Consider the following 13766-nt stretch of genomic DNA (forward strand, 5'->3'; position numbering starts at 1 on the left):
TGCCCTGATCCGGTCAGCTCTGCGCGGTCGGTCGTACGACGATCTCGTTGACGTCGACGTCAGCGGGCTGCTCGACAGCGAAGGCGATGGCCCGCGCGATCGAAGCCGGCGGGATGGCGAGCTCGTCGCGCATCCGCGCGACGTCCGCGCGGACCCTTTCGTTGCTCGACGCGTCGGCGAAGCCGGTGTCCGTCACCCCGGGCGAGACGGTGGTCACCCGCAGCGCGGGTCCGGCTTCCTGGCGCAGCCCCTCGCAGATGGCCCGGACCGCGACCTTCGTCCCCGCGTACACGGCCATCGTCGGTACGATGCGGTACGCCGCGGTGGACGCGGTCACGACGAACTGGCCGCTGCCCTGGGCGCGGAAGACCGGCAGCGCCGCGCCGATGCCGTGCAGCAGGCCCTTGATGTTGACGTCGACCATGTGGTCCCACTCGTCGGTCCGCAGGTCGTCGAGGGGCGAGATGGTGCCCACTCCCGCATTGCTCACCAGTACGTCGAGGCGGCCAAATCGTTCCCCGGCGAGCGCGACCAGAGCATGCAGGTCGTCGCCGCGGGTCACGTCCGTACGCAGGTGGACGGCTTCGCCGCCCGCGTCCACGATCCGCCCGGCCAGTTCTTCGAGGCGTTCGGTGCGGCGGGCGCCGAGGACGAGCCGCGCGCCCCGTTCCGCCAGGAGCAGTGCGGTCGCCTCCCCGATGCCGCTGCTGGCCCCCGTGATGGCCACGACTTTGCCCGTGATGCCTGTCATGCGATGCGCTCCTCAGTGGTGCTGGTGGTGATGCTGGGGGTGCTGCTATTCGTCCTGCTTCACCGCCAGTCTGTGGCGCACTTACTCTGGTATCCAGAGCCGACTTATTCTGGAATCAAAGGTGGTACTCATGGCAGGGGCGCAGGACAGGCGCACGGAGCTGGGCGCGTTCCTGCGCAGCCGCAGGGAGCGGATCACGCCCCGCGAGGTGGGCCTGCCGTCGACGCGGCGGCGCCGGACGCCCGGGCTGCGGCGGGAGGAGCTGGCGCTGCTCGCCGGGATGAGCGCGACTTGGTACACGTATCTCGAACAGGGCCGGGACATCCGTGTTTCGGACCAGGTCCTCGACGCGATCGCCGCCGCTCTGCGCCTTGCCCCGCACGAACACGACCACCTGCTGCGGCTCGCCGGACGCGCCCCTGCGGCCGGGGCGCCGGAGCGGGGGCCGGAATCGCTCGCCGCCGAGGTCGCGGCCGTTCCGCTGCTGCTCCAGCCGCACCCCGCGTACGTCATCGATGGCACCTACGACGTACTCAGTCACAACCACGCCGTCGAAGAGGTGTTCCCGCGCCTGAGTACCGGCGCGGACCGCCCGCCCAACTTCGCGCGCTGGGTCTTCCTCGAACCCGTGGCCCGGGAGATCCTGGTCGACTGGGAACCCGAGGCACAGGGCCTGCTCGCCCGCATCCGCACACTCGCCGGCGCCCATCCGGGCGACTCCCGGTACGCGCGGCTGGTCGAGGAACTCCACCTCGGCAGCCCCGAAGTGCGGGCATGGTGGCCACGATTCGACGTCGAACAGCGCAGGGGCGGCCACAAGCGGCTACGACCGCCGGGCCGCGGCGTGATCACATACGCCTACACCGCGTTCCACGTGGCCGGTCAGCCGGAGCAGACACTGGTGATCTACGCGGAGTCGGAGGGCGGAGCCGACCGGGCCGGGGGAGGAGTGCGGGGCACGGCCGACGGTGTCTGAGCCCGCGGGCGGTTCCCAGCACACGACTCTCTTACGGTGAGGTGCTGCTTTGGTGATGGCTTTCGGCATGGCCTACGGCAACAGCACCACATCCGGAACGATTCACGTCACCGACGGGTACACCGCCAGCGCCCGACTTCGGTCTAGCAGTGGCCCACCCCACCCCAGCCTGATTCTTGAGCCTGTGCCATGGCACCTACACGCCCGTTCGCCACAGGGGCGCGCACTGCGGAGGTGCAGGGCAGAACGTCATCGGGATGCTCGTAGTTGGTCTCTTCGACTGTCAGCTGCTCAGTGCAAGCCGGTGACCGATGTGGCTGCAGGAGTTGGCACGGCAGCAGGCGGCCTATCCGGTCGGCCGGTGCTTGACCTGAACCTTGGTTGATGTACGAGAGTCGTGTCATCGAACGGCGAGACGAGGAGATTCCGATGACACAAACCAGGATCCTGGTGACTGGCGCCACTGGAAAGGTCGGCGGCTCGGTGGTGACTCAACTGCACGCGAGAGGCGTGCCCGCGCGGGCGCTGGTGAGGAGGGGGGCAGATTTCCCGGAGGGTGTGGAGGTGGTACGCGGCGATCTCGGTGATCCCGCGTCGCTGGAGACGGCTTTGGAGGGCGTCGATTCGGTCTTCCTGGTATGGCCGTTCATGAGCGCTGCGGGTGCGTCGGACGTGATCAAGATGATCGGGAAGCGCGCTCGACGGGTGGTGTACCTGTCATCCGCCGGGGTCGGGAGCGAGCAGGAGAAGCCGGGCGAGGCGATCACCATGTTCCATACGGAGCTCGAGCGGCTGATCGAGGCATCGGGCCTGGAGTGGACGGCGCTGCGGCCCACCGGGTTCGCGAGCAACACGCTGGGCTGGGCGGAGGAGGTCCGCACTACCGGTGCGGTCCGGGCGCCACTGGCAAGGCTGGCCCGCCCGCTGATCCACGAGGCGGACATTGCTGCGGTCGCCGTTCAGGCTCTGACGACCAATGCCCTGCTCGGCGCCCGCCCCCTGATCACCGGCCTCGAACTGCTCACCCAGGAACGGCAGGTGGCTGTGATCAGTGAGGTGATCGGGCGGCCGGTACGGTTCGAAGAAGTCTCACTGGACGAGGCCATCGAGCAGATGAAGGCCGCCGGCTACCCGGCAGAGCTGGTGGAGGCCGTGGTGCCGGCCCAGGCGCAGATGCTCGACAATCCGGAGCCGGTCAACGATGAGGTGGAGCGCATCACGGGCACCCCGGCCCGATCCTTCCGAGAGTGGGTGGCGGACTACGCGGCGGACTTCCGCTGAGAGGGACGTCCGTACGCGTGGACACAGGGCGCCCGAAGCCCCGGATCTCGGCTCCGGCGCCCCACGCGCTCGACGCCCACTTCAGGCCCCCGCTCAGGCAAAGCCCTAGACCGTTTACGCGCTGGCCAACTACCCGTCCACGAAATGGCCAACAACGAAGCAACACCATCACGTGAGCTGTGTAGTTCACCGGCCTTTGGCCAACGACGAAGCAGAGTCAGGACTTTGACGCATAGTCGGCGAGTTGAGGCCGCCCTGGAACGTACAGCTCCGATGGCAAAGCCGCAGGTCTGCGACTTCACCGGATATCAGACGGGTGACACCAGAGGAGCGGGCCGGCTACCGATCGAGGTCGGCCTGAACCCCAGCGGCGTGCAGCTTGTCCTTCAGAAGCTCCATCTCCGACAGCGTTCCCACCAGGCCATCGCGCCTCAGCTCCCCGGCCAGCTCACGGGCCTGCGGCAACGATGCCGCTGATACTTCCCGAAAGACCTTCAGGACTGGGACAAGGCTGGGCACCGGACCAGCCAGTCGCAGCCTGACGGATCCATGCGCCGCGACCAGCGCTTGCCGGACATGGTCAGGCGCTGCCTCCGGACCGGCGTGCTCACACAGAGAAGTGCCACAGGTCTCGCAAGAGAACATGGAGTCCCACCACAGTTCGCCGTCAAGGACGAATTGGTTCACCTGCCTCACAGCCGTGCTGCCGCACTCGCAGCGCGATGTGATCCTCACTGTCTGACCAGTCACCCGAAAGCTCCCTGACGTTCCGTCCTGCCATCGGGATCTTCTCGCAGCCGGCGCCGTCAGCACGACAGGATTCAGGGACACCCACAGCGCACCCACGACTGGCTGTCGCGCTCATCGCTCCACTCGTCACACCTGGCGCGGCTGCGCACCGGTGTCATCCGTCCGGTCAAGTGGCATCCACAGAGAACAGTCGCAAGGTCATGCGATCAGGCGCCTCCACCAAGCCGAAGGAGCGCGTTCAGGAGGCGCTGGTGCAGGCAACCGAGTTGGAGTGGCAACCGCAGGTCAGGGCACGGACCAGGCAGCGCGCTACAGGCTTGTTGGCACCAGCGCCCATGACTTCACGCCCTACAGCCTGGAGGATTACACCCGCATCAGGCACGTCGTGTCCTCCCTGGGATTGTGAACGTACCTGCTGGCGGCAGTGGGTCAGCGCAGTGCGATGAGCCCAATCGCGAGTGTCGCGCAGACGAGACCAGCGGCCTGTCGGCGGTTCAGGCGTTCCTTCAGCAGTACGAGGGCGAGGATGACCGGGATGGCGGGGTAGAGAGCGGAGAGCACGGTGGCGATGGCCATGAGCTGTTGTCTGGTGGCCTCCAGATACAGCACGATCGCAAGTGTGCCCAGGGCACCGGCCGCCACCGTTGCCCCCCATGGCCTTCCCGTCAGACCCCACGGGGCGCCGTAGGCGCCCAGGACCGCGGCGATGACCACGACGGAAACCATGCGACTCAGCACTACCGGCCACAAGCCGCTGTCCGTACCCACCTGCGCCATGGCGAGGAACTGCGCGCCGAAGCCCAAACTGGCGATCGCGGCACTGGGAACCCCTGGGGATACCGCCCCGCGCTGTTTGTCGCCGAGACCCGGCGAGTTCTGCGAGACCAGCCACAGCGCCGGCAAGACGGCGGTGATCCCCACCCACGCAGGCACGGCTGGGCGTTCCCCGAGCAAACACACCCCGACCAGGACCGGAAGGGCCACAGCTCCGACATCGCTGACCGGGACGACCACGCTCATCGCCCCCTGTGACATCGCCCGGTACAGGAAGGCGACCCCCAGTCCTGTGCCCGCCCCCGACAGCCCACCCCAGCCGTAGTCGGCGAGCGAGGCGGCTCCACCGGCCGGAAACAGTGCCAGGAGCAGCCCGAGCACGGTGCCGCCCAGTTGGGCGTGAAGCGCGACGGTCAGCCCGTCGTGTCTGCGCGAGACCAGGCCGTTGACGAAGTGCGTGATACCGAAACATAAAGCGGACAGCAGAGCGAGCAGCTCACCCATGGTCGCGCTCGTAGCTCGCCCGGTGGTCCCGGTCCGCCTGGCCCACCGGGCAGGTCGCACCGTCCCGGACACAGACACACCGGTCGCACAGCCGGCAGATGCGTTCGGCGTCACCGAGCTGCTGGTACAAACCCGTCAATACCTTGCCCAGCAGCTCGCCGAGCTGCTCCCTCTCGCTGTCGTCGAGGCGGTTCAGCGCCTGTCGCAGTACATCGCTGCGGCAGGCCAGGAGAGTGTGTGCTGCCTGTACGCCCAGATCGCTGAGCTGAAGGCGGACCCACGCTCCCCAGCTGGCTTCTTTCCGTACCAGCCCCTGTTTTGCCAGGCCGTCAACCATGCGGGCCGCCGCGGACTGGCTCAGTCCTACCCGCCGACCCAGCTCGGTGACACTCAAGCCAGGGTCTGTGGACAACACCACCAGCGCGGCAGCTCCGCTCGAACTCGTGCCGGCCGCCCGCGTCGCCTCGGCGACCACCACGTCGCTGAGGGCAAGCGCGGCGGCTCCCAAAAGATTCGCCGTACGGGATGCTTCATGAGCTTCATGCATGAGTCATACATACCCCTAGTGAAGTGCGTAAACCGTCCTGTCGCGGCTGAACCATCTCACTCGGAACAGCTGCCAAGCTTTCGATCGGCGCTTCTGGTGACAGAAGACCCGCTGAATGAGCGTGTGGGACAAGTCGGATGCCTCGTCTGTGACAACCCCGCTGCTTCGACCGATCACTTTTGCCAGCTCGCCCACCCCCACTGGTGACAACCTGCGTGTTTCGGCTATCTGAACGATCTCGCTGTGGTCCAACACACCGTCGGCCGCCGCCTCGACGAGCTTCTCCTGCCGAGTCTCAGCACCGCTCCACAGGTCGTCGCGGCTGTTACTCACTCCGCTCCGGCCCGGAACCAGACACTGCGAGCTCACTTGGCTGAGACTTCTCGGCTCTCCCTGATTCGAGCAGTGAGCTTGCAGTTGGCCTGGCCTGCAAGACCATGGCCAGGAGCACCCGGCCCTCCTCCACGTTCTCGCCGGGTGATGACGGTCGGGGCTGGCTCAGGAGCCTTGGGTCAGGACGATGCCGCTGGTCCCAGACGCCAGGTGAAGCGCCGCATCGTGGCACCCGTGAGCACCCGCCAGCTGATAGTCGCTTCTGGCGACAGAAGGAGTGCCGAATGAGCGCATGTGACGAGCGCCGCATGCATCGTCGGTGACAACCAGACTGCTTTGACAGCTCCACTTCGCCAGCCCACTTGGCGCTTCGGTGACAGCCATGGTGCTTCGGCACATCCGTTGAGCCGAAGCAGGGTAGTTGTCGCATAGGCAGGCTCGTTGACACTTACGTGGCCGGCCGTTGGCCGCATGCAGTGCCTGAAACGCGATAGGTGGATGTTGAACACGCCAGCTGGGCCCGCACCTCAGGTCACCTCAGGCAAGCCGGGTGCCCGACCGAGGTACTACCGGAGCCCGTCGCTAGGCTTCGGCACCATGACCAGTGATCTTGGGTTCACCTGCTCGTGCTGCGGGGTCCAGCACCCTGAGCTCCCGATGAACTACACGGCCGAGGCCCCCGCCGTTTGGGATCCGACCTTCGCCGAAGCCGACGACTGCTTGCTCTCCGCGGACCATTGCGTAATCCGTGGTCAGCACCACTTCGTCAAGGGCCTGATCGAGATACCGGTCATCGACAGTGACGAGGTGTTTTCCTGGGGCGTCTGGGTCTCCCTCAGCCGAGAGAGCTTTTCCCGGGCCTCAGATCTGTGGGACAGGCCCGGACGTGAGGCAGAGAAGCCGTACTTCGGCTGGCTCACCACCGATCTTCCCGTGTACCCGACGACGACACTCAACCTCAAGACACACGTCCATACTCGCCCGGTCGGCGAGCACCCTTTCATCGAGCTGGAGCCCACCGACCATCCCCTTGCCGTCGAGCAGCACACAGGAATCAGCCTTGAGCGCGTGCGAGAAATTGCGTCGGCCGTGCTCCATGCCGGAGACGGTGAGCAGCGGTAATGGCTGACCAGCCCGTATCGCCTGTCCCGGTCGCGTCTGCCGATCTGAGCCGCAGGGCCCAGCGGTTCATCGAGACGGAGGGCATCCGCGTTCGTCGGCAGGACATCCGGCGACACCGCGACGCGTGGATCGAGGACGGGATCCCCGCTGAGGAGATCGAACGGGCCACTGCCTTCCATGACCGCTGGGGCGGCCTCGCCCTCCCGCCGGCCCCGTTCTACGAGGGCGGTCCGCGCATCCTGGAAACCGACTGCCCCGAGGAGATGCCCGCAGAAGGCTGGTCCTTCTCGGCAGGAGAAGGTCGGGTGTCCATGGCCTGCAGCTTCGTGATCGGCCTCGTCGGCTGCGGGCAGCGCCGTGGCTGCACACCTGGCCGCAGCGCGGGTACGCGTGAGAGCGAGCCGGCCGCGCAGGTCATCGACGTCGGGCGCCCCGAGTGCTGCGCTCGCCAAGGTTCTGGCGAACGGCCTCTGACAACGAGGGCCTGTCTGACAGTTCGGCTCATTCGGTCTTGTGGCAAGATCGCGGGATGCTACGACTAACCGACTTCATCATCGACTGCCCGGACACGATGGAGCTGGCAGCCTTCTACTCCGAGGTGCTGGGGCTCCCGGTCAAGGAGGACAGCAACGAGAACTGGGCCGGTATCCAGTTCGGCGAGATCGAACTGGCCTTCATGCAGGTGGAGGACTACCGCGCCCCGCAATGGCCGGACAGCGAGCACCCCAAGCAGTTCCACCTCGACTTCGAAGTCGACGACATCGAGGCCGAACAGCGCCGCGTCCTGGCCCTCGGTGCGAGCTTGCATCGGGACTGCACCGGCCCCGACGGCTACGGCTTCCGCGTCTACGCCGACCCCATCGGCCACCCGTTCTGCCTCTGCCGCAACAAGGGCGTCATCTGGACCGACCACGGCCTCATCTGGCCCAAGCGTGACCAGTAGGGCGCTTTCGACGTAGGTGAAGCCATTCGTCGATGGCGGTGATGTGGACGTTCCGGGCGGCCGGGTCGGCCCTCGAAGTCGACGGAGCGGCAACTCCAGTCAGAACTCTTGCCGGAGGTATTGGACGCCGATCAGGGTACGCCGCCGCTCGGCTCACTTCGCAACACGGCCTAGCCGATCGAGAAGGTGGCATCGGGGGCGGCGTAGTCGACCGGGCCGGCGAACCGTGTCGAGGCGCGTGCCACCGCTTGCTGCGGTGTGAGGGAGCGGCCGACGTGCGTGACGATCAGTCGGCCCGCTCCGGCCGCGCCGGCTGTGGCGCCGGCGTCCTCGGGCGTGTGGTGCACCTTTTCGCCCTCGACTGGTTCCTGTGCGTAATCGGCTTCGCACAACAGCACGTCGCATCCCTCGGCCAGCTCCGTGAGGCTTGGGCACGGTGCCGTGTCCCCGGAGTACACCAGCGACTTGCCCGCCGCCTCGATGCGTACGGCGAAGGCCTGGATGCCGTGCGACACCGCCCGGCTGGTCAGTCGGAGCGAGCCGACGACCGCTTGATGCCCATCGAGCAACTCGTTTACCGCGAAGGCGGATTCGACCGGGCTGCGAGTCGAAGCGTTGGTGAGGAAGTCGGCCAGCCGGTCGGCGATTCCCGGCGGGCCGAAGAGAGGGATCGGAGCCGCGAGGTTGATGTCCGCGTACAGGGCGCCGTAGTACGCGGTGAGCAGGTCCGCGCTGTGGTCGGCGTGCAGATGAGAGATCCAGATCGCGTCGAGTTCGTCCAGCCGCACGTGACGCTGGAGCGGGCCGAGCGTCCCACTGCCCGCGTCCATCCAGATACGGGTGTCCCCGCTCGACACCAGGTAGCCGGAGCACGGATTGTCCACGGTCGGGTAGGGCGTAGCGCTGCCCAGGACCGTGAGATGAAGAAGCTCGTCGCTCATCACGAGAGCGTAGAACACGAGATCCATATCCTGGTGCTCGGGAGTGACTTGGTAGTGCTCGGCGGCAAGCGCAGCGCGGTCAGGTTCTCGACGGGGACGTCAATTCAGTTGGGGCGGGGCCCAGTTGTGGTGCCTGAGGATCATGCGCAGGGCGGCGCGTGAGGGGGTCAGCCGCATCGCCGTGTTGCGCAGGGCGACGGGCAGTGGGTGGGAAAGCTGATGGCCCATCCGTCCGGCCTGCCGGGCGGCGTGTGCGACGGCTTGGCTGCGTGGTCGACGCTCGGCGTCGTACCTGGCGAGCCCGGCTTCTGTGGTGGGCTCCGCGGCGAGCGCGGCGGCCAGGGTGACCGCGTCCTCCAGCGCCTGGCAGGCGCCCTGGCCCAGGTTGGGAGTCATCGCGTGGGCCGCGTCGCCGAGCAGCGCGATCCGGCCGACCGTGTACGTGGGGAGTGGGGTACGCAGCTCGTTGACGTCGTGGTGCAGCACGGCGCCGGTGTGGGTCGCGTCGAGCAGGGCGGGGATCGGGTCGTGCCATTCGCGGAAGCGGCGGCGCAGTTCGCCCAGGGGGTCGGCGAACCGTGTCCCTGCCGAGAGGGTGAGGACCGCGTGCCACTCGGCGCGGCCGTCGGGGAAGGCGATGTGCCCGAACTCGGCGCCGTGCCCCCAGGTCAGCTCGAAGTCGGTGTCCAGTTCGATGGCGTGCTCGGTGATGGCACGCAGCACTGTCGAGCCGCTGTAGACCGGACCGGGGTGGGACGGGAAGAGATGGTGGCGGACCTTGCTGTTCACGCCGTCGGCCGCCACCAGCAAGTCGGCGTCGAGGGCCCTGCCGCCGCAGTCGACACGAACCGTCCCGGGTTGGATCTGCCGAACCGGCCCGGCCTCTGATCCGATCAGCAGCGTCTCGGCGGGCAGAGCCTCGCGGAGCAGCCGGTGCAAGGTGGCGCGAGGGATACCCATGATGGGTGTGCCGACCGCCCTTTCCAGGGCTGCGCCGTCCATCCGGGCCAGCCAGCCGCCCTCCGGCGTGCGAGTGCCGCCGCTGTACTGGCCTCGCGAGGCTTCTCGCACCGCCTTGCCCACGCCGAGTTCGTCCAGCGCCCGGAGGCCGTTGGCGGCCAGTGAGATGCCCGCCCCCACGTCGTCGAGCACGGGTGCGCGCTCGACGACCGTCACTTCCCAGCCGATGCGGCGCAGTCCGATCGCGGCGGCCAGCCCGCCGATGCCCCCTCCGACGATCACAGCCGTCTTGCCCATAACAAGCCCCCACTTCTTCTACACCTGTAGAAGAATGATCTTAACTGAAGCTCTACAGGTGTAGAAAGGGAACATGGCTACGGACCGGCGCACCCTCCTCGCAGACGCGGCTCTCGACGTACTCGCCGACGAAGGGATGCGCGGTCTGACCCACCGTGCGGTGGACCGCCGGGCGGACATGCCGCCCGGCACCACATCGGCGTACTTCCGCACCCGCGCCGCACTGCTCACCGGCCTCGTCACACGCCTCGTCGAACTCGACCAGGCGGAACTGCACACGACGGCTGAGCAGCTCCTGCCCCTGCGCACGGCTGAGGAACTGGTGAACGGCCTGGCTCTGCTCGCCCGGCAGCGGCTCACCGGCGAGGGTCGTCGACGCTCACTGGCCCGCTATGCCTGCACCCTGGAGAGCGTGCGCGACCAAGAGCTACGGGAGATCCTCGTACCCCGCGAGAACGCCGGCCGTGAGGCCGTGCGCTCGTTCCTCGCAGGGCACGGCGTGACGGACGTGGCGAACCGCGCCCAGGCGCTGCTGACCTGCGTCGACGGCCTGGTCTTCGACCGGCTCGTATGTGGAGGGGAAGTGCCGCGCGAGGCTCTCGAGGGCCTCGTGTCCGCTGCCATGCGTTAGCGCTCAGGCCTGTTCAGACCTGACCTCTTCGGTCCTATTCGCTCCTATTCAGGCCCATTCAGACCTGTTCGAAGTGGAATGCCTTGATGAAGCAGTCACGAGGCTGGGTGACCGCAAAGAAGATGCACTCCACGAGCGACTGCGCGGTGAGGTCATCCTTGGCCTCCCGTGGCGTGGACTCCCACTCCTCGGTGAGCGGGTCGGCGTTGTCGAAGTCGGGCGGGTAGAGCGATATCACGCGGACACCCTTGGGGCGTAGGCGCTTGGAGAGGATCTCGGTGAACCCGGCCTGTGCGCTCTTGGCCGCATAGAAGGCGTCGTGTGCGTCCGAGCGGTGATGCCCAGCCGTTCCGCAGGCGGAGACCATCGTCACCACATCCGGCTTGTCCGAGTTGAGCAGGAGAGGGAGGAAGTTCTTCACGGTCAGGACCGTGCCCGTCGCGCCGGATGCGATGGTGTCGACGACATCGGCGTCGGAGACCGACTGGAGATCCGGCCCTTCGAGGTAGCGAGAGCCGTTGTTGATCAGGATGTCGACGTGGTCGGTGTGCCGGGTGACGTTGGACGCGAAGTCGCGGATCGAGGCGGGATCCGTCAAGTCGCAGGCGTACGCGTGGACTCGCCGATGGCCTCTGTCTCGGATCTCGTCACGGACACGCTCAGCGGCAGCGAGGTTGCGTGCGGACAGGAAGACCTCGGCACCGAGGTCGGCGAACCGGATCGCCAGAGTGCGCCCGAAGTCGCGGCCGGCGGCGGTGATGACGACGCGGTGGTTGTCGAACCTCATGACTGTGCTCCTTGTTCGTGGATCTGGGCCGGCGGCCCTCGTCCTCCCCGATCGCCAACAGGTCGGCCACCGACGGATGTTGGGCGAATCGGCTCGCGTGCTGGGCGCGGGCAGTTCAGCGAGTCAGTGACTCGGCAGAACGCGAAGATGGGGGACTGCCGCTGAGGGAGGCAGCCGGAGCGGTGGAGGATACCGGCGGCGTCAGGCCGATGGTGAGAAGCGTGGCCGCCGGGTAGGCCGGTGCCTTCTCGGCCGTTTCGCGGTAGGCCGCCACCAGATCCTCGTAGACGGCGTCAAGGTCGGCTGCGCCGCGTGCCACCAGCAGCCATCGTTGCGCCAGTGGTTCGCCCTCTACCTGGCGGACCACCCTGCCGTCGCCGCCCGACGCGGTGGCCTGCGCAACTGTGACCGCGTGGCCGGCTGAGACCAGGAGGTTTGAGGTGAGGTAGTCCCCGTGCGACAGGCGAGGGGACAGTCCGACCGCGTGCAGGGCCCGGCAGACACTCTCCCATTCCTCGTCCGCCGCCGAATTCAGCACCCACTGCTCGTCCCCCAGGTCCTCCAGCCGGACAGTGGTACGGCTTGCCAGCGGGTGGTGTTCGGGAAGGGTCAGGCACAAGGGCTCGCGTTCGACGAGGACACGTTGGCGCACTCCGGGCGGGAAGCGCAGGGGGGCGCCCTCCGCCTCGTAGACGAATGCGATGTCGAGCTGTCCGGTAGCCAGCATCCGGAGCAGGACATTGGGAGATACCTCGGTCTGGACGGAGGGTCTCGCGCTGGGGTAGCGGCGATGCAGTCGGCTTATCCAGCCGGACAAGGCGCCACTGATGATGGAGCCGATGCGTGGCGCTTGAGCGACGCGGGCGGCCGCGGACCGCATTTCGGCGGTCAGCGCCGTCATTTCGCTCACCAGGGGACGGGCCCGGGCCAGCAGCTGCTGCCCGAGCTCGGTGGGGCGGCTGCCCTCCTGGTGGCGGGTGAACAACTGCGCACCCAGAGCTCGTTCGATACGGCGCAGCTGTGCGGTCAGGGTTGGCTGCGCCACCCCGAGCGCGCGGGCGGCCTTGTGCAGGCTGCCGTGGTCAGCGACCGCGCACACCACCTGCAGATGCCGCATCTCCAGTTCCATGGGGGGTGATCGTATGGGTGCCACCACCTCAGGGCCAGTCTTTGACCACCACGGATCGGACTCGCTGCGCACCAGGGGCACTTGGGCCGCCAGGTCAGTCGATAGCCGTGGGCTATCCGTTGATCGCATTCTCCCGGCCTGCGTCACGTCGACACACACTCGTCGCGCACCACTTCACACCCTCGACCAGAGTGAGGAACCTCCCCCCATGAAGCTTCCTGTGCCATCCTCGCGCATAACCGTCGGCGTCCTCGGCCTGGCTTCCGCCGCTGTCCTGGTCGCCGCGGGCCCCGCGACGGCTGCACCAGCGCCCGTCGATTCCCGGCCGAGCACCATCAATCTCACGGCCTCCGCGGCCACGACCGGAGCTCCCGGCGGTGCATCTTCCGTGGCACCGTCGTCGGGCAAGGCGAGGCCGATCATCGGTGGCAGTGAGACCCAGGCGCAGCCCTACCACGCCCGCGTACTCCTGAACGACAAGGGGATGTGCACGTCCACCCTGGTGGCCTCCCGCTACATCCTGACCGCCAAGCACTGCGTCGACACACCCGGTAAGTACACCTTCCGGATCGGCAGCACCTACGCGGAAAGCGGCGGAACCGTGGCCGCCGCCGCCCGGATCACCCTCCACCCGTCGGCTGACCTGGCGATGGTCCGGCTCGACCAGCAGGTCGGCAACGCCCCCGCCCGTCTCGCCGCCGGTTCGCCGCAGGTCGGTTCGAACGTGTCCATCTACGGCTGGGGCGCCACCTGCCGGGGCAACGAAGGTGCTTGCCAGTCGCCCGTCCTCAAGACCGCGACGATGCGCATGACGGGCTTCGGCCAGGACCACTTCGGCGGCACCGCCTTGCAGCTCCAGCACCTCAACGGCGTCGCGGCCGGCGGAGACTCCGGCGGTGCCGCCATGGTGGCCGGTTCCGTGGTCGGGGTGGCCTCCACCAGCAACCGACAGACCGTCAGCTCGTACACGGCCACTGCCACATATGCCGACTGGATCAGGGCCCAGGCGGCCAACGGCTGACCCTTCCCCCATGGTTGGT

At 67.6% G+C, this 13766-nt stretch carries 14 protein-coding genes; 7 read left to right on the forward strand and 7 right to left on the reverse strand.

The genetic code is table 11. The annotated features are described in order from the left end of the window. Positions 1-13 precede the first annotated feature (13 nt). Positions 14-751, reverse strand: coding sequence for an SDR family oxidoreductase (locus ACZ7LU_RS21415; protein WP_471917615.1), 738 nt, complete (start codon positions 749-751; stop codon positions 14-16). Positions 752-881: 130 nt separating this feature from the next. On the opposite strand from ACZ7LU_RS21415, the gene ACZ7LU_RS21420 reads away from it, so the two are divergent. Together ACZ7LU_RS21420 and ACZ7LU_RS21425 are read left to right on the forward strand one after the other, a co-directional pair. Continuing rightward, positions 882-1727 (forward strand): helix-turn-helix transcriptional regulator, encoded by an 846-nt coding sequence (locus tag ACZ7LU_RS21420; RefSeq protein ID WP_471917616.1) that lies wholly within the window; start codon positions 882-884, stop codon positions 1725-1727. Positions 1728-2111: 384 nt separating this feature from the next. Further along, positions 2112-3008 (forward strand): NmrA family NAD(P)-binding protein, encoded by an 897-nt coding sequence (locus tag ACZ7LU_RS21425; RefSeq protein WP_471917617.1) that lies wholly within the window; start codon positions 2112-2114, stop codon positions 3006-3008. Between the two features lie 1179 nt (positions 3009-4187). Here the strand turns inward: ACZ7LU_RS21425 and ACZ7LU_RS21430 are convergent. Continuing rightward, positions 4188-5036, reverse strand: a complete 849-nt coding sequence (locus ACZ7LU_RS21430) for an EamA family transporter (protein WP_468716336.1) — start codon at positions 5034-5036, stop codon at positions 4188-4190. Further along, positions 5029-5583, reverse strand: coding sequence for a MarR family winged helix-turn-helix transcriptional regulator (locus tag ACZ7LU_RS21435; RefSeq protein ID WP_471917618.1), 555 nt, complete (start codon positions 5581-5583; stop codon positions 5029-5031). The genes ACZ7LU_RS21430 and ACZ7LU_RS21435 overlap by 8 nt, the downstream gene beginning before the upstream one ends. Positions 5584-6573: 990 nt before the next feature. On the opposite strand from ACZ7LU_RS21435, the gene ACZ7LU_RS21440 reads away from it, so the two are divergent. Genes ACZ7LU_RS21440 through ACZ7LU_RS21450 form a run of 3 tightly spaced genes read left to right on the forward strand, consistent with a single transcriptional unit; the run spans position 6574 to position 7981 of the window. Beyond that, entirely contained in the window at positions 6574-7038 is a 465-nt protein-coding gene (locus ACZ7LU_RS21440) for a DUF2199 domain-containing protein (protein WP_471917619.1), read from the forward strand. Next, positions 7038-7580, forward strand: coding sequence for a hypothetical protein (locus ACZ7LU_RS21445; protein ID WP_471917620.1), 543 nt, complete (start codon positions 7038-7040; stop codon positions 7578-7580). Before ACZ7LU_RS21440 ends, ACZ7LU_RS21445 begins: the two co-directional genes overlap by 1 nt. After that, positions 7568-7981 carry a VOC family protein gene (locus ACZ7LU_RS21450; RefSeq protein ID WP_471917621.1) on the forward strand — a complete coding sequence of 138 codons (414 nt, stop codon included), beginning with the start codon at positions 7568-7570 and terminating at the stop codon, positions 7979-7981. The genes ACZ7LU_RS21445 and ACZ7LU_RS21450 overlap by 13 nt, the downstream gene beginning before the upstream one ends. Positions 7982-8151: 170 nt before the next feature. Here the strand turns inward: ACZ7LU_RS21450 and ACZ7LU_RS21455 are convergent, their stop codons facing one another. Beyond that, positions 8152-8922 carry an MBL fold metallo-hydrolase gene (locus ACZ7LU_RS21455; protein WP_471917622.1) on the reverse strand — a complete coding sequence of 257 codons (771 nt, stop codon included), beginning with the start codon at positions 8920-8922 and terminating at the stop codon, positions 8152-8154. A gap of 99 nt (positions 8923-9021) precedes the next feature. Beyond that, positions 9022-10179: an FAD-dependent monooxygenase gene (locus tag ACZ7LU_RS21460; RefSeq protein ID WP_471917623.1), complete on the reverse strand. Its 1158-nt coding sequence runs from the start codon at positions 10177-10179 to the stop codon at positions 9022-9024. A 73-nt stretch (positions 10180-10252) separates the two neighbouring features. Between ACZ7LU_RS21460 and ACZ7LU_RS21465 the strand changes: the two genes are divergently transcribed. After that, a complete protein-coding gene (locus ACZ7LU_RS21465; protein WP_471917624.1) occupies positions 10253-10810 on the forward strand; it encodes a TetR/AcrR family transcriptional regulator in 558 nt (185 codons plus the stop codon). A 58-nt stretch (positions 10811-10868) separates the two neighbouring features. Here ACZ7LU_RS21465 and ACZ7LU_RS21470 read toward each other — a convergent pair whose 3' ends face one another. Together ACZ7LU_RS21470 and ACZ7LU_RS21475 are read right to left on the reverse strand one after the other, a co-directional pair. Next, a complete protein-coding gene (locus ACZ7LU_RS21470) occupies positions 10869-11597 on the reverse strand; it encodes an SDR family oxidoreductase (RefSeq protein ID WP_471917625.1) in 729 nt (242 codons plus the stop codon). 115 nt (positions 11598-11712) lie between these two features. Next, entirely contained in the window at positions 11713-12726 is a 1014-nt protein-coding gene (locus ACZ7LU_RS21475) for a LysR family transcriptional regulator (RefSeq protein WP_471917626.1), read from the reverse strand. 388 nt (positions 12727-13114) lie between these two features. Here ACZ7LU_RS21475 and ACZ7LU_RS21480 point away from each other — a divergent pair, with 388 nt between their 5' ends. Further along, a complete protein-coding gene (locus tag ACZ7LU_RS21480; protein WP_471917627.1) occupies positions 13115-13747 on the forward strand; it encodes a S1 family peptidase in 633 nt (210 codons plus the stop codon). The last annotated feature ends 19 nt before the right edge of the window (positions 13748-13766 follow it).

The sequence above is a fragment of the Streptomyces sp. NPDC039462 genome, assembly GCF_055639375.1.